The organism is Streptomyces sp. GL_140, assembly GCF_057834465.1.
This window is the reverse complement of the sequence record NZ_CM174404.1, coordinates 5,838,858-5,863,057: the sequence shown is the minus strand read 5'-3', so window position 1 is coordinate 5,863,057 and position 24,200 is coordinate 5,838,858. Positions and strand designations below refer to the sequence as shown.

22 protein-coding genes and 1 riboswitch are annotated in these 24,200 nt (G+C 70.6%); of the genes, 12 read left to right on the top strand and 10 right to left on the bottom strand.

What is annotated here, in order from left to right:
- The first annotated feature begins 72 nt into the window (after positions 1-72).
- The 4 genes from AC3IYJ_RS27195 (at position 73) to AC3IYJ_RS27180 (ending at position 4,541) form a co-directional block, all read left to right on the top strand.
- Complete coding sequence (locus AC3IYJ_RS27195; RefSeq protein WP_489397346.1) at positions 73-1,728, top strand: APC family permease; 1,656 nt, start codon at positions 73-75, stop codon at positions 1,726-1,728.
- Positions 1,729-1,918: 190 nt separating this feature from the next.
- Positions 1,919-3,301 carry an L-serine ammonia-lyase gene (locus AC3IYJ_RS27190; protein WP_489397345.1) on the top strand — a complete coding sequence of 461 codons (1,383 nt, stop codon included), beginning with the start codon at positions 1,919-1,921 and terminating at the stop codon, positions 3,299-3,301.
- A gap of 309 nt (positions 3,302-3,610) precedes the next feature.
- Positions 3,611-3,925, top strand: a complete 315-nt coding sequence (locus AC3IYJ_RS27185) for a hypothetical protein (RefSeq protein WP_371618006.1) — start codon at positions 3,611-3,613, stop codon at positions 3,923-3,925.
- Positions 3,926-4,133: 208 nt separating this feature from the next.
- Complete coding sequence (locus tag AC3IYJ_RS27180) at positions 4,134-4,541, top strand: SsgA family sporulation/cell division regulator (RefSeq protein ID WP_489397344.1); 408 nt, start codon at positions 4,134-4,136, stop codon at positions 4,539-4,541.
- A 123-nt stretch (positions 4,542-4,664) separates the two neighbouring features.
- Here AC3IYJ_RS27180 and AC3IYJ_RS27175 read toward each other — a convergent pair whose 3' ends face one another.
- Entirely contained in the window at positions 4,665-5,402 is a 738-nt protein-coding gene (locus AC3IYJ_RS27175) for a flavodoxin family protein (protein ID WP_489397343.1), read from the bottom strand.
- Positions 5,403-5,450: 48 nt separating this feature from the next.
- Positions 5,451-5,644: riboswitch (cobalamin riboswitch) on the top strand.
- Positions 5,645-5,673: 29 nt separating this feature from the next.
- Between AC3IYJ_RS27175 and AC3IYJ_RS27170 the strand changes: the two genes are divergently transcribed.
- The 5 genes from AC3IYJ_RS27170 (at position 5,674) to AC3IYJ_RS27150 (ending at position 8,991) form a co-directional block, all read left to right on the top strand.
- Complete coding sequence (locus AC3IYJ_RS27170) at positions 5,674-6,375, top strand: energy-coupling factor ABC transporter permease (RefSeq protein WP_489397342.1); 702 nt, start codon at positions 5,674-5,676, stop codon at positions 6,373-6,375.
- Positions 6,372-6,716, top strand: a complete 345-nt coding sequence (locus tag AC3IYJ_RS27165) for an energy-coupling factor ABC transporter substrate-binding protein (RefSeq protein WP_489397341.1) — start codon at positions 6,372-6,374, stop codon at positions 6,714-6,716. Before AC3IYJ_RS27170 ends, AC3IYJ_RS27165 begins: the two co-directional genes overlap by 4 nt.
- A gap of 3 nt (positions 6,717-6,719) precedes the next feature.
- Complete coding sequence (cbiQ, locus tag AC3IYJ_RS27160; protein WP_489397340.1) at positions 6,720-7,469, top strand: cobalt ECF transporter T component CbiQ; 750 nt, start codon at positions 6,720-6,722, stop codon at positions 7,467-7,469.
- Positions 7,470-7,474: 5 nt separating this feature from the next.
- Positions 7,475-8,305 carry an energy-coupling factor ABC transporter ATP-binding protein gene (locus AC3IYJ_RS27155; protein WP_489402947.1) on the top strand — a complete coding sequence of 277 codons (831 nt, stop codon included), beginning with the start codon at positions 7,475-7,477 and terminating at the stop codon, positions 8,303-8,305.
- 89 nt (positions 8,306-8,394) lie between these two features.
- Positions 8,395-8,991 (top strand): PadR family transcriptional regulator, encoded by a 597-nt coding sequence (locus AC3IYJ_RS27150; RefSeq protein ID WP_489397339.1) that lies wholly within the window; start codon positions 8,395-8,397, stop codon positions 8,989-8,991.
- Between the two features lie 64 nt (positions 8,992-9,055).
- On the opposite strand, the gene AC3IYJ_RS27145 is transcribed toward AC3IYJ_RS27150, so the two are convergent.
- Positions 9,056-9,268 carry an EF-hand domain-containing protein gene (locus AC3IYJ_RS27145; RefSeq protein WP_266625258.1) on the bottom strand — a complete coding sequence of 71 codons (213 nt, stop codon included), beginning with the start codon at positions 9,266-9,268 and terminating at the stop codon, positions 9,056-9,058.
- 255 nt (positions 9,269-9,523) lie between these two features.
- On the opposite strand from AC3IYJ_RS27145, the gene AC3IYJ_RS27140 reads away from it, so the two are divergent.
- Positions 9,524-10,345 (top strand): tRNA-dependent cyclodipeptide synthase, encoded by an 822-nt coding sequence (locus AC3IYJ_RS27140; RefSeq protein WP_489397338.1) that lies wholly within the window; start codon positions 9,524-9,526, stop codon positions 10,343-10,345.
- Positions 10,326-11,564 carry a cytochrome P450 gene (locus AC3IYJ_RS27135; protein ID WP_489397337.1) on the top strand — a complete coding sequence of 413 codons (1,239 nt, stop codon included), beginning with the start codon at positions 10,326-10,328 and terminating at the stop codon, positions 11,562-11,564. Before AC3IYJ_RS27140 ends, AC3IYJ_RS27135 begins: the two co-directional genes overlap by 20 nt.
- Before the next feature lie 101 nt (positions 11,565-11,665).
- Here the strand turns inward: AC3IYJ_RS27135 and AC3IYJ_RS27130 are convergent, their stop codons facing one another.
- The 8 genes from AC3IYJ_RS27130 to AC3IYJ_RS27095 form a co-directional block, all read right to left on the bottom strand.
- A complete protein-coding gene (locus AC3IYJ_RS27130; protein ID WP_489397336.1) occupies positions 11,666-12,853 on the bottom strand; it encodes a YncE family protein in 1,188 nt (395 codons plus the stop codon).
- Complete coding sequence (locus AC3IYJ_RS27125; protein ID WP_489397335.1) at positions 12,850-13,647, bottom strand: polysaccharide deacetylase family protein; 798 nt, start codon at positions 13,645-13,647, stop codon at positions 12,850-12,852. The genes AC3IYJ_RS27130 and AC3IYJ_RS27125 overlap by 4 nt, the downstream gene beginning before the upstream one ends.
- Before the next feature lie 402 nt (positions 13,648-14,049).
- On the bottom strand, positions 14,050-14,553 hold the full coding sequence (locus tag AC3IYJ_RS27120; protein ID WP_489397334.1) for an ATP-binding protein: 504 nt from the start codon (positions 14,551-14,553) through the stop codon (positions 14,050-14,052).
- A gap of 242 nt (positions 14,554-14,795) precedes the next feature.
- Positions 14,796-15,563, bottom strand: a complete 768-nt coding sequence (locus tag AC3IYJ_RS27115) for an enoyl-CoA hydratase/isomerase family protein (RefSeq protein WP_489397333.1) — start codon at positions 15,561-15,563, stop codon at positions 14,796-14,798.
- Positions 15,564-15,667: 104 nt separating this feature from the next.
- Positions 15,668-16,912 (bottom strand): L,D-transpeptidase, encoded by a 1,245-nt coding sequence (locus tag AC3IYJ_RS27110; protein ID WP_489397332.1) that lies wholly within the window; start codon positions 16,910-16,912, stop codon positions 15,668-15,670.
- 112 nt (positions 16,913-17,024) lie between these two features.
- Positions 17,025-17,768 (bottom strand): L,D-transpeptidase family protein, encoded by a 744-nt coding sequence (locus AC3IYJ_RS27105; protein ID WP_489397331.1) that lies wholly within the window; start codon positions 17,766-17,768, stop codon positions 17,025-17,027.
- Between the two features lie 126 nt (positions 17,769-17,894).
- On the bottom strand, positions 17,895-20,087 hold the full coding sequence (locus AC3IYJ_RS27100) for a choice-of-anchor A family protein (RefSeq protein ID WP_489397330.1): 2,193 nt from the start codon (positions 20,085-20,087) through the stop codon (positions 17,895-17,897).
- 161 nt (positions 20,088-20,248) lie between these two features.
- Positions 20,249-21,430, bottom strand: a complete 1,182-nt coding sequence (locus tag AC3IYJ_RS27095; RefSeq protein WP_489402946.1) for a L,D-transpeptidase — start codon at positions 21,428-21,430, stop codon at positions 20,249-20,251.
- Between the two features lie 219 nt (positions 21,431-21,649).
- Here AC3IYJ_RS27095 and glgX point away from each other — a divergent pair, with 219 nt between their 5' ends.
- Positions 21,650-24,049 carry a glycogen debranching protein GlgX gene (glgX, locus tag AC3IYJ_RS27090; RefSeq protein ID WP_489397329.1) on the top strand — a complete coding sequence of 800 codons (2,400 nt, stop codon included), beginning with the start codon at positions 21,650-21,652 and terminating at the stop codon, positions 24,047-24,049.
- The last annotated feature ends 151 nt before the right edge of the window (positions 24,050-24,200 follow it).

Here is a 24,200-nt window from a genome sequence, read left to right as displayed (position 1 = left end):
AGCCAAAAGATGGCAAATAGGCTCCAGATAAAAGGACCACCCGCACCCCTGGCAGGACGGACACCACACCGCATGGACATGAGCTCGGCCAACAGGAAGGGGCTCAGCCTCTTCGCCCTGATCATGATCGGGCTCGGCTCGATCTTCGGCTCCGGGTGGCTCTTCGGAGCGGGCCAGGCGGCCGCGGTCGCGGGGCCGGCGGCCATCATCGCCTGGGTCATCGGTGCCGTCTTCATCGGCATGATCGCCATGTCGTACGCGGAGGTGGGCGCGGCCTACCCGCTGCCCGGCTCGATGGCCCGCTTCGGCACCATCTCGCACGGGCCGGTGCTGGGCTTCATCACCGGCTGGGCGGTCTGGATCGCCATCGCCGCGCTGATCCCGATCGAGTCGATCGCCGGCACCCAGTACATGTCCTCCTGGAACTTCGGCTGGGCCAAGGGCCTCGTGGAGAACGGCGGTCTGACGACCTCCGGCATGGCGATGGCCCTCTTCCTGACCGTGGCGCTGTGGCTGGTCTGCTACTGGTCGGTGGCGCTGCTCGCCAAGGCGAACAACCTGCTCACCCTGGTCAAGTTCGCCATCCCGGTGCTCGCCGTCATCGCCCTGATCGCCTCCGGCTTCCACACCGGCAACTTCACCGACCACGGCGGCTTCGCGCCCAACGGCTGGTCCGCGGTCATGACCGCCGTCACCACCTCCGGTGTCGTCTTCGCCTTCAACGGCTTCCAGGCCGTCGTCAACCTCGGCGGCGCCGCCAAGAACCCCGGCCGCGCCATCCCGCTGGCCCTCGTCGGCGCGCTCTCGCTCGGCCTGGTCATCTACCTGGCCCTGCAGATCGCCTTCATCGGCGGCGTCCCGCCGGAGAAGCTGGCCGAGGCCGGCGGCTGGAGCGGCATCAACTTCTCCTCGCCCTTCGCCGACCTGGCCAAGATGCTGATGCTCCACTGGGTCGTCACGATGCTCCAGTTCGGTGCGTTCATCTCGCCCTCCGGTGCCAACATCGGAAACGTCGCCTCGGCCTCGTACATGGCGCAGAACCTCGCCGACACCGGCTTCTTCCCGAAGAAGATCCGCGAGGTGCACCCCAAGTACGGCACCGCCCGCCCCGCCATGTGGCTGAACCTCGGCTTCTCGGTCCTGCTCCTGGTCACCGTCGGTCACAGCTGGGAAGCCCTGGCCAGCGTCGTCTCCGCCGCGATGGTGGTCTCGTACCTGATGGGCCCGATCGCCGTCGGCGTCTTCCGCCGGACGAAGCCCGAGCTGCCGCGCCCCTTCCGCCTCCCGGCGGCCAAGATCCTCTGCCCGGTCACCTTCGCCTTCGCCGCCTGCGCCCTGTACTGGTCCAAGTGGCCGGACACCGGCAAGGTGGTGCTGCTCACCCTGGTGGCCGCCCCGATCGCGGCCGTGGTGCTCAAGCGCAAGGGCGAGAAGAACCTGGCCAAGCAGTTCGCCCCGGCCTGGTGGATGATCGCCTTCCTGCTGTGGCTGGGCACGCTGTCGGCGCTCGGCAGCGAGGAATTCGGCGGCCACGGGGTCATCCCGGGCGGCGTGGACATCGCCATCGTGGGCCTCTCGGCCCTGGGCTTCTACTTCTGGGCCGTACGGTCCGGGGTCAAGGCCCACTACGCGGGCCTGCCGGGCCCGGACCCGGTCCTGGACGCCGCCGACGCCCCCGCCTCCCCGGAGGGGGCCGACGCACCGGAGCGCGAACTGACCCACGCCTGATCCCCCTCGCCTGAGCGTCCCCCTCCCGACCCGTCCGGCGGCCGAGCTGTTCACCTCACCGCGTTAAGCTCGACTGCCGGACAAAATCCGCAGATCACCCCGATCACTCCGCCTCCGCCTCCCCATCCCGCCCCATCCCGCCCCTCCCTGCCCCGCTCCCACCCACGAGCAGACATAGGAGTCCGCAACCGTGGCCATCTCCGTCTTCGATCTCTTCTCGATCGGCATCGGTCCTTCCTCCTCCCACACCGTCGGCCCGATGCGCGCCGCGCGCATGTTCGTGACCCGGCTCAAGAAGGATGGTTTCCTCGCCCAGACCGTCTCCGTCCGCGCCGAGCTCTTCGGCTCCCTCGGAGCGACCGGCCACGGCCACGGCACCCCCAAGGCCGTCCTGCTGGGCCTGGAAGGCCACTCCCCCCGCACCGTGAACGTGGAGACCGCCGACGACGAGGTCGAGCGCATCCGCAAGACGGGCCGCCTGCGGCTGCTGGGCACCGAAATAGGCGATGTCCACGAGATCGCCTTCGACGAGCCGAACCAGCTGATCCTGCACCGGCGCAGGTCGCTGCCGTACCACGCGAACGGCATGACCCTCTTCGCGTACGACGCGGCGGGCACGCCACTCCTGGAGAAGACGTACTACTCGGTGGGCGGCGGCTTCGTCGTGGACGAGGACGCGGTCGGCGAGGACCGGATCAAGCTCGACGACACCCCGCTGAAGTACCCCTTCCGCAGCGGCGACGAGATGCTCCGCCTCGCGAACGAGACCGGCCTGTCGATCTCCTCGATGATGCTGGAGAACGAGAAGGCCTGGCGCACCGAGGACGAGATCCGCGAGGGTCTCCTCGAAATCTGGCGCGTCATGCAGTCCTGCGTCTCGCGCGGCATGTCCCGTGAGGGCATCCTGCCGGGCGGTCTGCGGGTCAAGCGGCGCGCCGCGGGCACCGCCCGCCAGCTGCGAGCCGAGGGCGACCCGCAGGCGCACGCCATGGAGTGGGCGACGCTGTACGCGATGGCCGTCAACGAGGAGAACGCGGCGGGCGGCCGGGTCGTCACCGCCCCCACCAACGGCGCCGCGGGCATCATCCCGGCGGTCCTGCACTACTACATGAACTTCGTGCCCGGCGCGGACGAGGACGGCGTGGTCCGCTTCCTCCTCGCCGCGGGCGCGATCGGCATGCTCTTCAAGGAGAACGCCTCGATCTCCGGCGCCGAGGTCGGCTGCCAGGGCGAGGTCGGCTCGGCCTGCTCGATGGCGGCCGGAGCCCTCGCCGAGGTCCTGGGCGGCACCCCGGAGCAGGTCGAGAACGCGGCCGAGATCGGCATGGAGCACAACCTCGGCCTGACCTGCGACCCGGTCGGCGGCCTCGTCCAGATCCCCTGCATCGAACGCAACGGCATGGCGGCGGTCAAGGCCGTCACGGCGGCCAAGATGGCCATGCGCGGCGACGGCACCCACAAGGTCTCCCTCGACAAGGTCATCAAGACCATGAAGGAGACGGGCGCCGACATGAAGGTCAAGTACAAGGAAACCGCCCGAGGCGGCCTGGCGGTCAACGTCATCGAGTGCTGACGCACTCAGTCCGACCCGAACGGCCCGGGGCCCCGATGCGCTGCATCGGGGCCCCGGGCCGTTCTCGTTCCGCACTTCCGTCCCCCTCACGGCTATTGGGCGGGTTACGCATGTAACTGCGTTCGAAATTGGGTGGGATATGAGGTTTGGGAGTGAGTTGCTCACGCTTGCGGGGGAACAAGGCGGTCTGGGCTGGTTTCTTGATGATCACTTGCGCCAGGGTGGGGGCACGACGTCGCGTCCACACCCCCGGCGGTCGGCCAACCGCCTTGGACCACAGCCTTTTTGCTTAACTGGAGGACTTCAATCATGGCAACCACCCGCAGCATCCGCGTGATGGCGGCTGTCGCATCGCTCCCCTTCGCCTTCGCGCTGCTCTCCGGCGTCGCCCAGGCCGACAACGGGGCCGGTGCGGCCGGGACCGCGTCGAACGCGGCCCTCGCCGGCATCCTCGGCAGCGGCGTAGGCGGCAGCAACCTCGGCAACTCCTCCACCGCTCAGCAGGTCGCCTCCGGCTTCGGTGCGTCCAACCAGAACAACGGTGCCCAGTCCAACGGTTCGGGCTTCACCGCGATCGGCCAGTCCAACTCGCACGAGTCCTTCATCTACAACCCCCTGCCGTAGGACCCAGCGACTGCCGAACGTGACGAGAACACGATGAGCCCGACCCCTTCCCGGGGGCGGGCTCGTCGTGTTCTTGTCACGTTCGGGAGAAAAGAGGCCGAGGGACCCTCTCGGATGGGACCTTTGCCCCGCGGAGGGGGCCCTGGGGTGGACTAACTTGCCCGAGTGGGTGTGTTTTCCCCACCCCTGAGAGAGAGGCGGCCCCCCCATGACCGGCACAGAACACCGGGTCCTCCCGCTCCAGCTGGAGGCCGCCTCCGCTCCCGTTCCGATGCGGGGCGTCTTCGTGTACCGCACCGACCGGCCCTACGAGATCTCCCTCGACTTCGAGGGCGCCGGACTGCACCTCGCGCACTGGGTGTTCTCGCGCGAGCTGCTCCTCGACGGTCAGATCTGCGCCACCGGGGAGGGCGACATCCAGGTGTGGCCGCGCTGGCGGGGCACCGAACCGCGGGTCTACCTCGCCTTCAGCAACGGCGCCCAGGGCTGCGTGGTGTCCGCCCGCTCGAAGGACGTGCGCGAGCTGTGCCGGCGGATGACCACGATGGTCCCGCGCGGCGAGGAGCACCGCCACTACGACCTCGACGCCGAACTGGACGCCCTGCTGCCCAGGTGAGGCACCGGGGGTGGGGGACCCTGCTGCTCCTGGTCCGGCGCCGGCCGGTGCCGTGCCCCCTGCGGGCCGCCAAGGGGCGCCTCGCGGCCCTCGTGGTCCTGGGCGTCGCGCGGCGGCTCGGGGTCAGCGGTGCTCCGGGTTGGGGAAGTCGAAGCGGCAGCCGGCGTCCCACTGCGAGCGCTGGTTGCCGTGGGCGGGGATCCCGCCGTTCCGCTTGAGCAGGGCCGCCAGGTGCATGAGGTTCCAGCTCATGAAGGCCGTGTTCCGGTTGGTGAAGTCGTTCTCGGGGCCGCCGGAGCCGGGGTCCAGGTACGAGGGACCGGGCCCGGCCTCCCCGATCCATCCGGCGTCGGCCTGCGGCGGGATCGCGTAGCCGAGGTGCTGGAGGCTGTAGAGGATGTTCATGGCGCAGTGCTTGACGCCGTCCTCGTTGCCGGTGATCAGAGCACCGCCGACGCGCCCGTAGTACGCGTACTGGCCCTGTTCGTTCAGGATCGAGGAGCAGGCGTAGAGCCGCTCGATGACCTGCTTCATCACCGAGCTGTTGTCGCCGAGCCAGATCGGGCCGCACAGCACGAGGATGTCGGCGTCCATGATCTGGCTGTAGAGCACCGGCCACTGGTCCTCCTCCCAGCCGTGCTCCGTCATGTCCGGCCAGACGCCCGTGGCGATGTCGTGGTCGACGGCCCGGATGAGCGAGGTCCGCGCTCCGGCCGCCTCCATCGCGGCGCGGCTCCTGGCGATCAGACCCTCGGTGTTGCTGGGCTCGGGTGACCGCTTGAGCGTGCAGTTCACGTACACGGCGGTGAGGTCGGAGTAGTCCACTCCCCCACCCTCCGCGCCGCCGGGCACGGTCGCCACCGGACCGCGCCCGTACGGGTTCCGGTTTGTTGCCGCCCGTGCCGCCGACTAGGGTCAATGGGCCTTGGTGTTCGGGAAACCGGTGAGAAACCGGTGCGGCCCTCGCCACTGTGATCGGGAAGTCCGGCTCCACTCCTGCGGGAAAGCCACTGGGCTGCGCGGGAGGTTCCGTGCTGCCCGGGAAGGCGGAGAGCGGACGTCAACCCGTGAGCCAGGAGACCGGCCGGGGCGCGTTGTCCATCCACGAGGTGCTGGAGAGGTCTCCCCACTCATGCATATAGCCGAGGGGTTTCTACCCCCTTTGCACGCGGCCGCCTGGGGCGCCGCGTCCGCTCCCTTCGTCGTCCACGGCGTCCGCTCGCTGACCCGCGAGGTGAAGGCCAACCCGGAAAGCACCCTGCTGCTCGGCGCGGCCGGGGCGTTCACCTTCGTCCTGTCCGCCCTGAAGATCCCCTCGGTCACGGGCAGTTGCTCGCACCCCACCGGGACCGGGCTCGGGGCGATCCTGTTCCGGCCGCCGATCATGGCGGTGCTCGGGACCATCACCCTGCTCTTCCAGGCCCTGCTACTGGCCCACGGCGGCCTCACCACCCTCGGCGCCAACGTCTTCTCGATGGCCATCGCCGGCCCGTGGGCGGGCTACGCCGTCTACCGGCTGCTGCGCGGCGCGGGCCTCCCGCTGATGGTGACCGTCTTCTTCGGCGCCTTCTTCGCGGACCTGGTCACCTACTGCGTCACCAGCGTGCAGCTCGCCCTGGCCTTCCCGGACCCGGCTTCCGGTTTCCTCGGCGCGCTCGTGAAGTTCGGCGGGATCTTCGCGGTCACCCAGGTGCCGCTGGCCGTGAGCGAGGGGCTGCTGACCGTCCTCGTGATGCGGCTTCTGATGGCGTCGAGCAAGTCGGACCTGGTCCGGCTGGGTGTCGCCCAGCTGACCTCCGGCCGTACCGGGAAGCAGGAGGCGGCGGCCGGATGAGCAGGAACGCGAAGATCAACACCCTGCTGCTGCTCCTGGTGGCCGCACTCGCCGTCCTCCCGATCGCGCTCGGCCTCGGCGAGGGCAAGGAGGAGCCGTTCGCGGGCGCCGACGCGCAGGCGGAGGCGGCTATCACCGAGCTCAAGCCGGACTACGAACCGTGGTTCTCCCCGCTGTACGAGCCCCCCTCCGGGGAAGTGGAGTCGGCGCTGTTCGCCTTGCAGGCGGCGCTGGGCGCGGGCGTGCTCGCGTACTACTTCGGCGTCCGCAAGGGCCGCCGCCAGGGCCTCGCCCAGGCCGCCGCCGGAGCCGGTACGGCCGCCGCCGCCCGGGAGTCGTAGGCGGTGCTGCCGATCGACGTGGCCGCGCACGGCAGTCGCTGGCGCGGCCGGCACCCCCTGGAGAAGGCCCTGCTCGGGATCGGGCTGACGGTCACCGCCGTCTGCCTGCCGCCCTGGCCGGGCGGCCCGCTGGTGGCCGCCGCCACGCTCGCCGTGCTGCTCGGCCCGGCGGGCGTGACCGGGCGGCAGCTGTGGCGGGCCTTCCGGATCCCGCTCGGCTTCTGCTTCACCGGAGCGCTGCCGCTGCTCTTCGCCGTGGGCGGCCCCCAGGGCCTGGTCGCCATGGCCCCGGACGGCCCGCGGCACGCCGCCGAGCTGCTCCTGCGCACCTCGGCGGCCTCGCTCGGGCTGCTGCTGTTCGCCTTCACCACCCCGGTCTCCGACGTGCTCCCCCGGCTGGTCCGGGCCGGGGTGCCGGCGGCCGTGGTGGACGTGGCCCTGGTCATGTACCGGATCACGTTCCTGCTCCTGGACTCCGTGGCCCAGGTCCACCGGGCCCAGGCGGCCCGCCTGGGGCACACCGGCCGGGCGGCGGCATGGCGTTCCCTGGCCGGGCTCGCCGCGACCTCCTTCGTACGGGCCTTCGACCGCGCGGCCAAGCTCCAGGCGGGGCTGGCCGGACGCGGCTACGACGGCTCGCTGCGGGTCCTCGTACCGGAGGCGGCCCTGTCGTGGCGGTTCCTGGCGGCCACGACCGCGCTGCTGGCGGCGCTGATCACCCTGACCCTCGTACTGAAGGGGCTGTACCCGTGAACCCGTTGGAGACCCCGACCCCCCTGATCGAGCTGGCCGGAGCGGGCTACGCCTACGAGGACGGCCCGGCCGTGCTGACCGGCGTCGACTTCTCCATCCCGGCGGGCCGGGCGCTGGCCCTGCTGGGCCGCAACGGCAGCGGCAAGACCACGCTGATGCGGCTGCTGAGCGGCGGCCTGCGGCCCGGTTCGGGCACGCTGTGGCTCGACGGCACGCAGGTCGCGTACGACCGCGCCGGCCTGACCCGGCTGCGGACCTCCGTCCAGCTGGTGGTGCAGGACCCCGACGACCAGCTCTTCGCGGCCTCCGTCGAACAGGACGTGTCCTTCGGCCCGATGAACCTGGGCCTGCCGGCCGCCGAGGTCCGCGCCCGGGTGGACTCGGCGCTCACCGCGCTGGACATCACCGCGCTGCGCGACCGCCCCACCCACCTCCTGTCCTACGGCCAGCGCAAGCGCGCGGCGATCGCGGGTGCGGTGGCGATGGCTCCGCGCGTGCTGATCCTGGACGAGCCGACGGCCGGGCTCGACCCGGACGGCCAGGAGCGGCTCCTGGCCGTCCTGTCGGGACTCCAGACCTCCGGCACCACGGTGGTGATGGCCACCCACGACGTGGACCTGGCGGTCCGCTGGGCCGACGACGCGGCGGTCCTGACCCCGTCCGGCATCCGCGTGGGCCCGGCGGGAACCCTCCTGTCGGACCCGGAACTCCTCGCCGCGGCGGGCCTGCGCACGGCCTGGTCCCCGGCGGTGACGGCCGTCCTGCGCGCGCACGGCCTGCTGGCGGCGGACGCCCCCGGGCCCCGTAATCCGGAGGCGCTGGCAGCCTGGCGGTAGGTAGGTTCGCGGTTCGTGAAGACCTTGAGGGCCACCCCGGACGGGTTCGGGAGCGAAGTGGCCGCCTGCCCCGAACCTAGGATGGCCGCATGTCGCTCCCGCACGCCATCCTCACCGCCCTGCTCGAGAAGCCCTCGTCCGGGCTGGAGCTGACGAGGCGGTTCGACAAGTCGATCGGGTACTTCTGGTCCGCGACGCACCAGCAGATCTACCGGGAGCTCGGCCGGCTGGAGGACGCCGGGCTGATCCGGGCGCTGCCCAGCGAGGTGCCCGTACGGGGGCAGAAGAAGGAGTACGAAGTGCTGCCCGCCGGAAGCGCGGAGCTGGCGCGGTGGGTCGGGGACAGCCAGGACCCGAAGCCGATGCGCGACCCCCTGCTGCTGCGGATCCGCGCGGCGGGTGTGGTCGGGCCGCAGAGGCTCGGGGTCGAGCTGCGGCGGCATCTGGAGCTGCACCGGGGCCAGTTGGCGGAGTACGAGGCCATCGAGGCGAAGGACTTCCCCGCGGGCCGGGACGCCGTCGAGGACCGGCTGCGCCGGCTCGTCCTGCACGGCGGGATCGCCCTGGAGAGCTTCTGGCTGGCCTGGCTGGAGGAAGCGCTCGCCGAGGTCCAGGACATGGAAGAGGCGGGGCCGGCGGCAGGGGCAAAGGAAAAGGAAAAGGAAACAGAAAAGGGCACGGCCTGATCCGCCTCCCGCCCCGCCCCGGCAGGGGGGCGGGCGGGGGCGGCGCGGGGGCTGCCCGCGGGGCTTACTTGTTCAGGGAGGCCCAGAACTCGTCGAAGCTCAGCAGGCCGTCGCCGTTGGTGTCCTTGGCGGCGATCACGGCGTCCGCGACCGCGCCGGTGACGTACGCGTCACCCATCGCCTTCATGGCAGCGCTGTACTCGTCGGCCGTGACGAAGCCGTCGCCGTCCGCGTCGAACTTGCCGAACGTCGCCCGTGCGCTCTCGATGTCCGCCACTGGGTCCACCCCTTCTTGGTGCTTGTTGACCGGCTCAGGGTAGCCGCACCCGGACACCCCTCGGGCCCCGGGTCCCGGTCGGACGGCAGATATGAATTCAATTACCCTTCCGTAAGGCGGAAGTTTATCATTACGGTCAACAATTCCCACTTCCACTTGTCACGCTCCGGGACCACGGCATAACGTACCGACATTGCCGCCACACCAGGAGCGCAGGGCTCCCAGGGACTAGTGGCAACAAGGGCGATCACACAGATGACGATCCATGTCGACGCATCATTCGAAGTTCTGCCCTTCACCCGCACCTGCCGCCATATCTGGGAAGACGGCGACCATGTGCTCATCGGAGTGAGTCCTGGAAACAGCTACTTCAGTTCCGAGCGCATCACCAGCCTTGCCCGATGGGCCACGACCCGCTTCGCCCAGGTGGACTTCGTCTACGCCGACCTCCACGTGGACCGCATGTTCGCCGCCTTCGGGTACACCGAGGAGCACGCCGGGAAGCGGGCGGCGAAGGAAATCAAGGCGGTCCGGCGCAGGATCCTCAGGGGCGTCGAGGAATCGGGGAACCCCCGTACCGAGATCCGGGTCCGGGCGCTTTCCGAGTTCCTGCCGAATCCCGTCTACCAGCTCCTCCACCGGCGAGTTCTGCATTTCCTGGAGACCGACGACGAGTTCCGCAAGAGCTGCGAGGAAATGGCCTTGCATTTTGTCGGTTCGAAGTTGCCGGAGGGTGAATCGATCACGGACTCGCAGTTGCAGGTCTGCTTCGATTACATGGCGGCCGAACTGCCCTTCTTCATCGACACCCCCAGCATTCTCGACGTGCCGTCGTCGGTGGCGGCCTACCACGTCAAGATGCCGCTGACGGATGTCCTCTTCGCGCGCGGCGGGGGACTGCGCGCGACCAGGAATCAGGCTTATGCCGTCGTAAGGCCTGAAACCCTCGAAACCTCCCAAACACCTCAAACAACTCAAACACCTGAAATACCTGAACCAGATCCGACCGACCCGAACCGCACGACCCCGGACACCTCACCAGCCGAAGGGACCGTCGATGACCGTCGAGCAGCTTGAGGGCGCCGGGCAGACCAGCGAGCCCCTCCTCGACTTCCCGCTCTCGCGGCGCGGTGACGTGCTGCCCGAGGAGTGCGCCTGGCTGCGCGAGAAGGCTCCGGTCGCGAAGGTCCGTACCCTCACCGGGGATCCGGCCTGGCTGGTGAGCAGCTACGCGCTGGCCAGGCAGGTGCTGGAGGACGAGCGCTTCAGCCTCCGGGACACGGCGAACGCCGGCGTACCGCGCCAGTACGCGCTGACGATCCCGCCCGAGGTCGTCAACAACATGGGCAACATCCAAAGCGCCGGACTGCGCGACGCGGTCATGAAGGCGCTCAGTCCGCGCCAGAAGGGCCTGCGGGACCGGCTGCGCGCCACGGCCGGGGAGCTCATCGACGGGATCGTGGCCGAGGGGGGTCCCGCCGACCTGCGGGCCGGGTTCGCGGATCCGTTCTCGGCGGCCCTGCACTGCATGGTGCTGGGGGTGCCGTTCGAGGACTGGCGGCGGCTGATGTCGGGGCTGGACGTGGCGTTCATGACCGCGCGCGAGCCGTTCGTCGACTCGGCGCTCAACTGGTACAAGGACGTCGGCTACTTCGCCGAGCGGCTCCGGGTCCAGCTCGCGCTGCCCGCCGGGGAGCGTACGGGGCTGCTGGGCACCTTCGCCGGGCTCAAGGAGGCCGATCCGGAGTCGGCGCACCTGACCGACGACATGTTCGCCACCGTAGCCGTCTCCCTCTTCGGCGCCGGCGCGGTCTCCACCTCCGCGTTCCTGAACCTGGCGGTCCTCGCGCTGCTGCAGAGGCCCGAGCTCATCGGGTACCTGCGCGAGCATCCGGAGCGCATGGGCGGTGCCGTGGAGGAGCTGCTGCGGTGGAACCTGTCCGTCGGTGACGGCCTGCCGCGCATCGCCATGGCGGACGTCCGGGTCGGCGACGTACTGATCAAGGAGGGTGAGCTCGTACTCGTCCTGCTGGAGGGGGCCAACTTCGACCCGGCGGCCTTCGAGCACCCGGACGAACTGGACCTGGAGCGCGAAAGCCCCGGCCCCCACCTGGCCTTCGGCGCCGGCCGGCACTTCTGCCCGGCGACCGCCCTCGCCCGGACGCACGCCGAGATCGCGCTGGAGGTGCTGGTGGAACGGTTGCCCGGACTGCGGCTCGCGGTGCCGGCGGAGAACCTGGTGTGGCGCACCGGCTTCATCAAACGCCTCCCGGAGCGGCTTCCCGTCGCCTGGTGACGGGAAGCCGGATGCCCGGGGGCGCACCGCGCCCATGAGGGTGCCCCGGGAGCCGTGCGTACGGGCTCCCGGGGCACCTGTGCTCGCCGCGTACGGGCTTCCTACCGGAAGATGCCGGTGTGGCCGAGCGAGTAGCGGCCGGGCTGCGGGTACACGGCGAGGCCGTGGGGGCCGCTGCCCACCGGGATCCTGGCGAGCTCCTTGCCGGTGACGGTGTCGATCGCGTAGACCTCGGAGTTGTAGCGGCCCGACAGCCACAGCACCTTGCCGTCGGCGGAGACGCCGCCCATGTCGGGGCTGCCCCCGTCCGGCAGTTCCCACTTCTTCGTCAGCTTGTTCTGGGTGAAGTCGAAGACGGAGATGGAGCCTTCGCCGCGGTTGGAGATGTACATCTCCTTGGAGTCGCGGCTGACGTACAGCCCGTGGCAGCCCTTGCCGGTGGGCAGCAGCTTGGGCTCGTCGAACTTGTCGCCGCTGAGCACCCACATGCCGTGCGCCATCATGTCCGCGACGTAGAAGGTCTTCCCGTCCGGGGAGACCTTGACGTCCTGCGGCATCGCGCCTTCGAAGGGCAGCTTCTGCTGGCCGATGACCTCCATCTTCTCGGTGTCGACCTTGAGCAGCTCGCCGGAGAACTCGCAGCTCACGATGAAGTAGCGGCCGTCGGCGGAGAAGTCGGCGTGGTTGACGCCGAAGCAGCTCACCGGGACGGTCTTCACCCGGTCCATCGTGTGCGGGTCGCGGAAGACCAGTTCCTTGTCCATCGAGGCCATGACGATCGCGTACTTGCCGTTGGGCGTGAAGTACAGGTTGTACGGGTCGTGCACCTCTACGGGCTTGCCGGCCTCGCCGGTGGCCGGGTTGATCGGGGTGAGCGTGTGGCCGCGGTTGTTGTTGACCCAGAGGGTCTTCATGTCCCAGGAGGGGACCACGTGCTGGGGTTGGACGCCGACCGGGATGGTGTCGATGACCTTGTACGTCGCCGGGTCGATGACCGACACCGTGTTGGAGCTGGTGTTCGGGACGTACACGCGGGACGGGAAGTTCTTGACCACCGGGGAGAGCTTGTTGGGCCGGTCGGCGGCGTACACGTCCTGGGGATCGAGGAGCGGCGGCATCCCGGTCAGGCCCGGCGGCACGGCCGGTACGGCCTTGGCCGGTACGGCCGGTCCCTTCGAGCCGAGCGCCTCGGCGGGTCCCTTGTCGGCTGATCCGCAGCCGGCCAGGGCGGCGAGGACCAGACCGGCCAGCAGCGCGGTGGCCTTGCGGGGAAGGCAGGTGGTCGTCATGGGGTCAGCAGCTCCGTGGTGGTCACCGCGCGCAGTTTGCGGCGCGCGAGTTCTTCGAGGAGGGGTGGCATCGCGTCGACCGTGTCCGCGTAGCCGAAGTGCAGGCTCACCACCGATCCGCCTTGGATCGTGCCGATGACGTTGCGGATGACGGCCGCGGCACCGGGCGAGGTGAAGTCGAGGGAGTCGACGTCGTACGAGAGGACGTGCGGGTAGCCCGCCCGCTGGGCCAGTTTTCGCACCAGCGGGCTGGCGTACTGGGTCTGCGACGGCCGGAACCAGGTGCCGATGGACCCGGTCAGCCGCTTGAGCCGGTCGGCGCAGCCGGTGATCTCGGCGTACGCCTCCGCCTCGGGCATGGTGTTGATCGCGAGGTGGCGCTGGGTGTGGTTGCCGAGCTCGTGGCCGCCGTCGAGGACCCGGCGGGCCATCTCCGGATGGCTGTCGAGCCAGGCGCCGATGGCCAGTACGGTGACGCGCGCACCCGCGCGCTCCGCTTCGGCGAGCACCGCCTTGGCGATGGCGGGGTCGCCGTTGCCGTGGAAGGTCAGCGCGACGGCGGGGCGGCCGCGCGGACCGTTGCCGATCTCCACGGGCTGCCCGGCGAACCGGCGGGGTGCGGGGGCCGCCTTCGCGGGCGCCGCCTTGGCCGGGACGGGTTTGTCCGGGGCCGCCTTCGCGGCGGACGGCGTTGTCACCGGGCGGCTGCCCGTGCCACAGGCGGCGGCGAGGGCACCGGCGGCGACCGCCGCGCCGGCGAGGAGAGCGGATCGGCGGTCCGGGTAGCAGAGCACCTGCCTATTTAAGGGGCGGATGCCCCCGTAAGTAATGATTGACCCAATTCAGGACCTTGGGCCAATCCGGCTGACCTGGGGATCCGTCCGCTATGTGATCAACGATTTACTCATAGCGATCGATACTTATTCATTGATTACGAGGTGAGTGGCCCACCTCACCTAAGATTTAGGTAGAAACTCTTACTATTTGCACACTTATGCCCGACTTGGGACTTTTGGCATTTGGTCCCTCGTCTGCCATAGTCGGAATCACGGCTTCCCATTGACCCGAGCGAAGCCCCCCGCCGAGGATCACACCCCCTTCGATCCTCGGCACACCCATGAAACCCCCGCAGCGCCCCACCACCGGCGACAGGGGGTTTCTGGCGTTCCAGGTGACATGCGGTCCGGGGGAGCCGGTCAGCGGTCGGCCACCCGCATCTCGAACCAGGTGATCTTGCCGCGCGGCAGCAGGTCCGCGCCCCAGCGGTCCGAGAGCTTGTCGACGAGGAAGAGCCCCCGGCCGGTGGTGTCCATCTCGTCGACCGGCATCAAGCAGGGCAGCCCGCGCGAGGGATCACCCACCTCCACGCGGATCCAGCCGCGGCGCCGGAGCATCCGTAAACCGAAGGACCGGGCCCCGGTGTGCCGGACGGCGTTGCCGACGAGCTCCGAGACCAACAGGACGGTGTGCTCGGCGATCTGCGGCGAGAGGCCCCACAGCCGCACCACCACGCACTGGGTGAGCCGGCGGGCCGTACTCGCCGACTCGGGCCTGGACGGCAGTGTCACTTGAGTCTCGGCCGGGTTCCCGTACAACTCCAGCAACTTGAGGCCCTGTTCGTCCTCCAGGGCCGCCGTGAGCCGCACGGCGGAAGCGCTACTGCGCTGCCGCGGCTGTTCCACACCCTCCAGACCCGCCATGCACCCATCATGGACGGCCGATACGGCCGTTCGGGCCGTTCCGCAGGAAAACACCCCCCGGAATCATGGATTCCGAAGGGGTGTTCCGGCATATGCGTTCGGCAACCGGAGTGCCATCGCACCCACCCCGACCTGCTGTAACGCATCGCTCAACAGTGATCACGCAGAGTGGATCAGCTTTTCTCCTTAAGGTTCCCTTAAGGCCTGGCTAATCCACCCACAGGGAGGACCGGCGTCCGCGGCTACGCGAACTTGGCCTTGCCCGGGCCCTCTTCGACGAAGCTGCGCATCCCGCGCTCGCGGTCCTCGGTGGCGAACAGGCCCGCGAACCAGCCCCGTTCGATGGTCAGCCCGCTGTCGATGTCGACCTCCAGGCCCGCGTCCACGCACTCCTTCGCCGCGCGCAGCGCAAGGGCCGGACCCTGCGCCAGCTTCGCGGCCCAGGCGTGCGCCTGCTCGTACACCTCGGCGGCCGGCACGACCCGGTCCACCAGGCCCAGCGCAAGCGCCTCTTCGGCCTTGACCATGCGGCCGGTGAAGATGAGGTCCTTGGCCTTGGACGGGCCGATCAGCCGGGACAGCCGCTGGGTGCCGCCGGCCCCCGGGATCAGGCCGAGCAGGATCTCGGGCTGGCCGAGCTTCGCGTTGTCGCCCGCGATCCGGTAGTCGGCGCACAGCGCCAGCTCGCAGCCGCCGCCCAGGGCGTAGCCGGTGACGGCCGCGACCACGGGCTTGGGAATGCGGGCCACGGCGGTGAAGGCGTCCTGCAGCCCGCGGGACCGCGCGACCATGGCCGCGTGATCCATCGTCTGCATCTCCTTGATGTCCGCGCCGGCCGCGAACACCTTCTCGCCGCCGTAGAGGACGACCGTACGGACGTCGGTCCGGTCGGTGGCCTCCACCGCGAGCTCGCGCAGCCGGTCCTGGGTGGCGATGTCCAGGGCGTTCATGGGCGGCCGGTCCAGGCGGATCGTGCCGACGCCTTCGGAGACTTCGAGAGAGATGGTCATACGGGAAGGTTAGCGTCGGTTAACGCGGGTGCGCCCGGTGCTGTGGGTCACAGCACCGGGCGCACCCGGACTCCGCACTACGCGGGACTACCCGGCGGGAGGGACTACTTGATCCACTCCGCCCAGTCCATGTTCCAGCCGTTGAGGCCGTTGTCGGGGGCCACCGTCTTGTCCTTGGAGTTCTTCACGACGACCACGTCACCGATCAGCGAGGTGTTGTAGAACCACGCGGCCGGCTGGTCGTCGTCGCCCGCGCCGCGCACGTCCTTGAGGCCCACGCAGCCGTGGCTGACGTTCTCGCTGCCGAACGTGCTGGACGAGGCCCAGTAGTTGCCGTGGACGAAGGTGCCCGAGTTGGTCAGGCGCATCGCGTGCGGGACGTCGGAGATGTCGTACTCGCCGCCGAAGCCGACCGTCGCGCCGTTCATCCGGGTCACCTTGTACTTCTCGCTGATGACCATCTGCCCGTTGTACGTGGTGTTCGCGGGGGCGCCGGCGGTGATCGGGACGTTCTTGACGACCTGGCCGTCGCGGACGACCTGCATCGTGTGCTCCGCCGCGTCGACCGTGGTGACCTGGGAGCGGCCGATGGTGAAGGTGACCGTACGAGTCTGCTTGCCGTAGACGCCCGGGCGGCCTTCGACCCCGTCGAGTGCGAGCTTCAGGGTGACCTTGGTGCCTGCCGCCCAGTACTTCTCGGGGCGGAAGTCGAGGCGGTCGTTGCCGAACCAGTGGCCCTCGACCGGTACGGAGGGCTCGGCCGTCACCGTGATGGCCTTCTCGACGGCTTCGGGGTTGGTGATGCCGCGGGAGAAGCTGATCGAGACCGGCATGCCCACGCCGACGGTCGCGCCGTCCTCGGGCGTGTACTGGCCTATGAAGGTGTTGGCCGGGGTGAGGGTCGTGAACGTGGTGTCCTTCGCGGACTCCCGGCCCGCCTCGTCCTTGGCCACCGCGTGGACCTTGTACTCGGTGGCGGAGGCGAGGTTGCGGGAGGGCTCCCAGCTCGCGCCGTCCTCGGCGAGCTTGCCCTCGACCGCGTTGCCCTTGGTGTCGGCGACCGTCACCGTACTGAGCTTGCCGCCGGTGCTGGATATCTTCAGGACGCCGCTGGTGGCGACCTCCTTGGCCCCGTCGTCCGGCTTGATGCTCACGACGGCCTTCGACGCCTCGGTGCCGGTCGTACCAGTACCCCCGGTGCCGCCACCGCTCCCGCCGGTGCCGCCACCGTTGCCGCCACCGCCACTGCAGGCGGTGGTGAACAGCAGGGCCGCGCCCAGCAGGAGGGCCGGCAGGCCGGTGCGGGCGCGGCCGCGAATCGGCTGCAGGTTCACTCTTGTTCTCCCCATGTCCCCCGCGCGCGGGCAGTCGCGCGCTTATTTCCAGGAAATCACAGGCGGGGATCACGGGATGGTACGAACGTGTCACCGTTCCGTCCCAAGAGTCGGGGTCGACGGCGTGTCAGCCCTCCGTGCCGGGCTTGGCCCCCCATACGTAGACGGCATCGCCCTCGGTGAGCAGGTCCCACAGCCGCGCGGCGTCGGGGACGGAGAGGTTGACGCAGCCGGCGGAGCCGCCGTGGGCGTAGAGGTTTCCGGGGCGTCCGTGGAGCGCCTGGCCCTCGTCGAAGAACTGCGCGTAGGGCATGGGGGCGTCGTTGTAGAGCGTGGACCTGTGGTCCTTGCTGCGCCAGTAGACCTCGTGCCAGCCGGTGCGGGTCTCCTGGTCGTCACGGCCGGTGCGCACGGGCACGGGCGGGAAGACGATCCTGCTGTCGCGCTGCACCCAGAGCAGCTGCCGCTCCAGGTCCACGCAGGTCACCCGGTGCGGGCGGACGGGGCAGGCGCGGGCCGCGTTGGGGTCGGAGCGGGCCGCGACGGCGACCATCGTCCGGTAGGTGACCAGTCCGGCGTAGCCGTCCGCGGGCCGGATCCCGTTCCCCTCCTGGAACCGCCGGATCGCCGCGCAGTCCCCCTCGTCCTGGACCCCGTCGGCCTTCCGCCGCAGGTACCCCTCCATCTCCCGCTGGTAGGGCCCGGTCCCGGCGGTGCAGGCCGTCGCGGCGTCCACCGGGGCGACAGGTCCGGTACCGGGGCCGGCTGCCGCGGCCGGGGGCGGCGGGCCGAGGACCGCCGCGAGGACCGCGGCCGTCGCGGCCGCCCTGCCTATCGCGCCTGCCGCGCGCGGCGCGTCGTCTGTGCTCATACGGGCCTCCTCGCGCCCGCCGGCCGGGCCGCTGGACCCGAGCCAACCGGACCGGGGCGGACCCGGCCCGCCGGGTGCGCCGGTAGGGTCACCGGCCCACCCGGAAGGATCAGCCGCAGCGGCTCATCAGGCGCTCGGCCGCGGCCTGGGGCCCTCTCCGTTGCCCTTGCCGTGTTCGTCGCGCTTGTTGTGGAGGGTGATCACCAGACGCCTGCCGGGGGTCTGCCCGTCCAGGTGCAGGGGGCCGGTGACGCGGTTGGGCGGCAGGACGTAGCCCTCGGGGACGTCCGTCTCGACCACGTAGTACCAGCCGTCCTCCAGGCCGTGGAACTCGCACACGCCCGCCCGGTCGGTGGCGCAGCCCGAGGAGACCTTGCGGTCCGCGTTGATCCCGCGGGTCTGGAGGCCCTTGGTGTTGTTGGACTCCTTCCAGACCTCGAACACCGCGCCGCGCAGCGGCTTCTTCGTCTTCGCGTCCTTCTTCAGGACCTTGATCGTCCCCTCGGGGTCGGGCTTCTTCGGCTTCTCGTTCGGGACGTTGAGGACGATGCCGGACTGCACGTCGCCCTCGTCGAGGTCGAACGCGACGACCGGGTCCTTCAGCAGCTCGTAGCCGGCCGGTGCCTGCGTCTCACGCCAGTAGTACCTCTCGCCGACCGGCAGCTGGACCGTGCAGCTGCCCTGCGCGTCGGTCGTGCACGAGCCGGGGAGCTTCTCGTCCGGGTCGGGTCGCACGGTCTGCAGGCCCGGGAGGTCGTTGGTCTCGCGCCACAGCTCGAAGCGGGCGCCGGGCAGGAAGGCCCCGGTGTCCTTGTCGGACTTCCGCAGCACCACCTCGGCGGCGGCCGGGATCCTCGTGTTGGCCATGCGGGCACGCGCACCGGCGGAGGCGTTGTCCGCGGTCAGCGTCAGCTCGGCGACCGGGTTGTCCGCGAGCTCGTAGCCGGTCGGCGCCTTGGTCTCGCGCCAGTAGTACGTGCCGATCGGGACCGTGCGGGAGCAGATGCCGCTCGCCGGGGTGACGCAGTCCTCTCCGACCTTGGTGTCCCCGCCCGGTTGCCCGAACTGGGCTCCGCGGATGCCGTTGGACTCCTGCCACAGCTCGTACGTGGCTCCGGCCAGCGGCCTGTCCTCGCCGTCCTGTTTGAGGACGGAGACCTGACCCACGACCGGGGGCGCGGCCCCGCAGTTCGGCAGGTCGCCGTTGAAGGGGTAGGCGTGCAGCTCCTGGCCACCGCCCCGGAGGCTGGTGTGGACGAGCTCTCCGGTGGTGAAGAAACGGCCGTTGGTGCCGGGCAGGCTCAGGACGGTGCGCGAGGTCTGCTCGCCGACGAGCACGCTGCCCTGGAACTGCCCGCTGCCGGTCAGCTCGACCGCGGTGGCGTCCGGGAAGTTCCACAGCAGCCGGGTGCGCAGGCCGTTCCACGCGTCGGCGCCCGGCCCGGTGTCGACGATGCTGCCGCTGAAGGTGCTCACCGTGCGGCGGGTGCCCAGCACGTTGACGAGGACGGTGGCGCCGGCCGGGATCCGCTCGAAGCGGATGCCGATGGCCCCGCCGGTCGCGCCCACCATGTCGAAGTCCACGTTGAAGACCTGGAGCCTGGAGCTGTTGTCCCCGGTGAAGACGGTGAAGCCGTTCTGGTTGACGGCGGTGCCCGTCGCCGGGCGCGTCCGTCCGTCGACCCGGGCGTAGCAGTGGCTCGCGGAGGTGAGCTCGTCGCGCAGGCCCGCGTACGGGGCGGCCGCGTTGGGGTCGGCCGTGAGGGGGCCGGTGACGGTGCCCGGACCCGGGGCGGTGCCCGCGTGGCGGACCACTCCGCCGTCGGAGATGAGCCGCTGGTTCGCGGCGATGTTGACGTTGCGGCCGGTGGTGAGGAAGTCCGATCCGGCCGGGGGCCGCACCAGCGAGCCCGCGCCGACGATGCCGATGTTGTAGCCGCCGCCGACCCCGGTCCCCAGGTTCTTGTTCTGGTCGAAGCTGCCGAGGACCACGACCTTGCCCTCGGCCTCGGCGGCGCGCTCGCGGACCAGGAAGTCGGCGCCGACGAAGATGTTGATGCCCTCGTCGTAGCCGTTGGGGTCGTTGCCGACCTCGATCGGCGGGAACGGATCGGGGCACCGGGGCCCGAGGCAGGGGCCGAGCCCGCCCGGCAGCGGGGCCCTGCGGGCCGCGGCCTCCCGGGCCGGCGCCGGCGGCTGCCCGCCGGGGCCCGGCGCGGCCTGCGCGGCCGACGCCGCCAGGGCCACCGGGGCCCCCGCGGCCAGCACGGCCGTGAGGGCGAGCCCCAGGGGGCCCAGGGTCCATTTCCTTGCTGACATGACGCTCCGTCCGTTGCCTGCCGCCGCGTGCGGGTGGGCCCGTACAGGCTGGCGGCGGGCTCCGGCGAGCCGGGCGGACCGACACCCCTGCGCTACGGCATTCCGGTACGACAATCACCCGACTGGGTCGAATGCCGGGGTCGGCGGCGACCGACGGGGCGTCAGCCGGTGGCGGAGCCGGCGACCCAGGCCGTCCAGGACATGTTCCAGCCGCCCAGCCCGTTGTCCGCGGCCACCGTCTTGTCCTGCGAGTTCACGACCTCCACCACGTCGCCGACCATGCTGCGGTCGAAGAACCAGCCCGCCGGGGTGTCCGAGCCGCCGCCCTTGTTGTCGCGCAGTCCGATGCAGCCGTGGCTGGCGTTGGTGGAGCCGAAGGTGTCCGGGCTGGCCCAGTAGTTGCCGTGCAGGAAGGTCCCGGAGCGGGTGAGGCGCATGGCGTGCGGGACGTCGGGGATGTCGTACTCCCCGCCGAAGCCGACCGTCTGCCCGTTCATCCGGGTGACGTCGAAGAGCTCCATCACCACCATCTTGCCGTTGTAGGTGGTGTTCTTGGGCGCTCCGGCGGTGATCGGCAGGGTGGACAGCAGCTCGCCGTCGCGCCGGACCTCCATGGTGTGGGCTGCCGCGTCCACGGTGGAGATCTGGGAACGGCCGACGGTGAAGCGGATGGTCTTGTCCTGGATTCCGTACGAGCCGGACGCGCCCTCCACGTCGCGCAGCTTCATCCGCACCGTGACCTCGGTGCCGGGCTTCCAGTACTGCTTGGGCCGGAAGTCGAGCCGCTCGTCGCCGAACCAGTGGCCCGCCACCTCCACGGCCGGGTCCGAGGTGATGGTGATGGCGCGCTCCACGTCGGCGCGTCGCTCGATGGAACGGTTGAAGCCGAAGGAGATGATCATGCCGGTGCCGACGGTCGAGCGGTTCTCTGGCTTGAAGTAGCCGATGAACCGCTCCTCGGGAACGTAGGTGGTGAAGGTGGTGTGCCGGGCCTGGCGGCGGTTGTGCCCGTCGAGGGCGACCGCGTCCACCGTGTACTTGGCCGCGAGCGCGAGCCGTCCGGCCCCCGGGGCAGGGCTCCAGCTGAGCCCGTCGTCCGCGATGGCGCCGGGCACCTTGTCCTCCTGGGCGTCCTCCACCTTGGTGACCACGACGCGTTCCAGCCGGCCCTCGGGCACGGTCACCGTCAGCGGGCCCTCGGCCGGGACGCCCTTGGCGTTGTCGTCCGGGGTGATCCGGATCGCCTCCTGCGGTGACCGGGGTTTGCCGGGCAGCTGGATCTCGATCGGGGAGCCGCCGTTCTCCGTGCATCCGGTCAGGCCTCCGAGGAGGCCCGCCCACATCGCCACGGCGGCCAATCCCGCCCCTGCCCGCCTCTTCAGATGAGTCACGCTCCTCCAACGACCGGGGCCCTCCGGGGGAAACGTGGGCGCGGCCCACGTTCCAGGCAGAACAGTCCGGGCAGAACAGTGGGAAGGACCAGACGGGGGCGGGCCCTGGCCGGGACGCCGGGGCCGCACTTGCCCTGCCCCCGCCGGTACCGAGAGCCGTGGAGGCGGGCAGTGTCGAGCGCAGCCGAGCAAGAGGCGGTGGAAGCCGTCGCGGGTGAGGTAGGGAGCGGTGGGACGGCCGCGCCCGTTCCGCACGCCGACGAGCAGGAGTTGCACCCGGAGGGACCCCCCGGGGCAACCGGAAACGGAAACGGAAACGGTGGCGAGAACGGGAACGGGAACGGAAACGGGACCCGCCAGCTGAGCGCCCTGCTCAGGGGCCGTCCGGCGCGGGCGCGGACCCTCCCGGGACCGCCGGTGTGGCCGGGGTCCTCGCATCCGCTGGGGGCCAGGTTCCACCGCGGTCCGGGCGGCGCCGCCGGGACCAACTTCGCGCTGTGGGCGCAGGGCGCGGAGGCGGTGGAGGTGTGCCTGTTCGACGAGGACGGGACCGAGACCCGGTGCCCGCTGACGGAGCTCACGCACGAGATCTGGCACGGCTTCCTGCCCGGCGTGCGCCCCGGGCAGCGGTACGGGTTCCGGGTCCACGGCCGCTGGGATCCGTGGACGGGGGCCCGGTTCAATCCGGCGAAGCTGCTCCTGGACCCGTACGCCCGTGCCGTGGACGGAGCCCCGGGCAATGACTACGGCGCCTTGCCGCCGGAGGTGTACGGACACGTCCGCGACTGGCCGCAGCAGTACATCGCGGACACCGTGCGCGACGACCGGGACTCGGCTCCGCACGTCCCCAAGGGGGTCGTGGTCCACGATGACGACGACTGGGCGGACGACGTCCGGCCGAAGACCCCGTGGGCCGATTCGGTCATCTACGAACTGCACGTGCGCGGGTTCACGATGCGCCATCCCGGCATCCCCGAGCACCTGCGCGGTACGTACGCGGGCCTCGCGCATCCGGCGGCGATCGAGCACCTGACCGGGCTCGGGGTGACGGCGGTGGAGCTGCTGCCGGTCCATCAGTTCGCGCACGAGGACCACCTGCTGCGCCGGGGGCTGCGCAACTACTGGGGCTACAACTCGATCGGCTACTTCGCCCCGCACGCCGGCTACTCCTCGAGCGGCACGGCCGGACAGCAGGTCGGCGAGTTCAAACGGATGGTCAGGGCCCTGCACGCGGCCGGGATCGAAGTCATCCTCGACGTGGTCTACAACCACACGGCGGAGGCCGGAGAGCTGGGCCCGACCCTGTCGCTGCGCGGGATCGACAACCGCGCGTACTACCGGCTCCAGTCCGACCAGCGCCGGTACGCCGATTACACGGGCTGCGGGAACACCCTGCACGCCGGGCGCCCGCACGTGCTGCGGCTGATCACCGACTCGCTGCGGTACTGGGTGACGGAGATGGGGGTGGACGGCTTCCGCTTCGACCTGGCGGCGGCGCTGGCCCGCTCGATGCACGACGTGGACATGCTGTCGCCCTTCCTCGCGGTGATCGCCCAGGATCCGGTGCTGCGGCGGGTGAAGCTGATCGCCGAGCCGTGGGACGTGGGATCGGGCGGTTACCAGGTGGGGGCGTTCCCGCCGCTGTGGACCGAGTGGAACGACCGCTACCGGGACGCCGTGCGGGACTTCTGGCGGGGCTCGCTGCCCGACGTACGGGATCTGGGGTACCGGCTGTCGGGCTCCAGCGATCTGTACGCGTGGGGCGGGCGGCGGCCGTACGCCTCGGTCAACTTCATCACCGCGCACGACGGTTTCACCCTGCGCGACCTGGTGAGCTACCAGTCCAAGCACAACGAGGCCAACGGGGAGGACGGCCGGGACGGCACCAACGACAACCGGTCGTGGAACTGCGGGGCCGAGGGCGAGACGGACGACGCGCGGATCGGTGCGCTGCGCCGCCGCCAGCTGCGCAACCTCCTCACCACCCTGCTCCTGTCGACCGGGGTGCCGATGCTGGTGGCGGGCGACGAGTTCGGCCGGACCCAGGGCGGCAACAACAACGCGTACTGCCAGGACAACGGGACGAGCTGGGTGGACTGGTCGCTGCTCTCGGACCCGTCCTGGCAGGGGCTGCTGTCGCTGACCCGGCGGCTGCTGGAGCTGCGCCGGGCCCATCCGGTCCTGCGGCGTCGGGCGTTCTTCTCCGGGAACCCGCAGGGCGCGGACGGGCTGCGGGACCTGGCCTGGTTCACCCCGGCGGGGGCGGAGATGACCGAGCGGGACTGGTACGCCCCGGCCGCCGCGGTGGGGATGTACCTGTCGGGGCGGGACATCCCGGGCCGCGACGAGCGGGGCCGTCAGGTGACGGACGACAGCTTCCTGGCGCTGCTGCACGCCGGGGACCGGCCGGTGACCTGGGTGCTGCCGGGGGCTCCGTGGGCCGATTCGTACGAGCTGGTCCTGGACACCGCCCGGGAGGACCAGGCGCTCGCCCCCGCCACCCGCCACCGCGGGGGCGAGACCCTGACGGTCCCGGCCCGCGCGGTGCTGCTGCTGAAGGTGGTGGGCTGAAGGCGGAGGGCTGAAGGCGGTGGACCGGGCCGGCCGGCGGGTCCGGTCGGCCGAACCGACGGATCCGGCCGAACCGGCGGACCGATGCGATGCCCCTCGGACACCCTGCGATGATGTGCCCTTCGTACGCACGCTCGCGTATACGGATGTT

What these genes read in the sequence shown, in the direction of transcription:
- AC3IYJ_RS27095 (WP_489402946.1), bottom strand. Translation starts at nt 21,430, where the DNA reads ATGTGGGCGGGCCTCCTCGGAGGCCTGACCGGATGCACGGAGAACGGC.
- AC3IYJ_RS27120 (WP_489397334.1), bottom strand. Translation starts at nt 14,553, where the DNA reads ATGGCGGGTCTGGAGGGTGTGGAACAGCCGCGGCAGCGCAGTAGCGCT.
- AC3IYJ_RS27135 (WP_489397337.1), top strand. Translation starts at nt 10,326, where the DNA reads ATGACCGTCGAGCAGCTTGAGGGCGCCGGGCAGACCAGCGAGCCCCTC.
- AC3IYJ_RS27110 (WP_489397332.1), bottom strand. Translation starts at nt 16,912, where the DNA reads ATGGGGAGAACAAGAGTGAACCTGCAGCCGATTCGCGGCCGCGCCCGC.
- AC3IYJ_RS27195 (WP_489397346.1), top strand. Translation starts at nt 73, where the DNA reads ATGGACATGAGCTCGGCCAACAGGAAGGGGCTCAGCCTCTTCGCCCTG.
- AC3IYJ_RS27165 (WP_489397341.1), top strand. Translation starts at nt 6,372, where the DNA reads ATGAGCAGGAACGCGAAGATCAACACCCTGCTGCTGCTCCTGGTGGCC.
- AC3IYJ_RS27100 (WP_489397330.1), bottom strand. Translation starts at nt 20,087, where the DNA reads ATGTCAGCAAGGAAATGGACCCTGGGCCCCCTGGGGCTCGCCCTCACG.
- AC3IYJ_RS27185 (WP_371618006.1), top strand. Translation starts at nt 3,611, where the DNA reads ATGGCAACCACCCGCAGCATCCGCGTGATGGCGGCTGTCGCATCGCTC.
- AC3IYJ_RS27170 (WP_489397342.1), top strand. Translation starts at nt 5,674, where the DNA reads ATGCATATAGCCGAGGGGTTTCTACCCCCTTTGCACGCGGCCGCCTGG.
- AC3IYJ_RS27150 (WP_489397339.1), top strand. Translation starts at nt 8,395, where the DNA reads ATGTCGCTCCCGCACGCCATCCTCACCGCCCTGCTCGAGAAGCCCTCG.
- AC3IYJ_RS27105 (WP_489397331.1), bottom strand. Translation starts at nt 17,768, where the DNA reads ATGAGCACAGACGACGCGCCGCGCGCGGCAGGCGCGATAGGCAGGGCG.
- AC3IYJ_RS27140 (WP_489397338.1), top strand. Translation starts at nt 9,524, where the DNA reads ATGACGATCCATGTCGACGCATCATTCGAAGTTCTGCCCTTCACCCGC.
- AC3IYJ_RS27115 (WP_489397333.1), bottom strand. Translation starts at nt 15,563, where the DNA reads ATGACCATCTCTCTCGAAGTCTCCGAAGGCGTCGGCACGATCCGCCTG.
- AC3IYJ_RS27180 (WP_489397344.1), top strand. Translation starts at nt 4,134, where the DNA reads ATGACCGGCACAGAACACCGGGTCCTCCCGCTCCAGCTGGAGGCCGCC.
- AC3IYJ_RS27130 (WP_489397336.1), bottom strand. Translation starts at nt 12,853, where the DNA reads ATGACGACCACCTGCCTTCCCCGCAAGGCCACCGCGCTGCTGGCCGGT.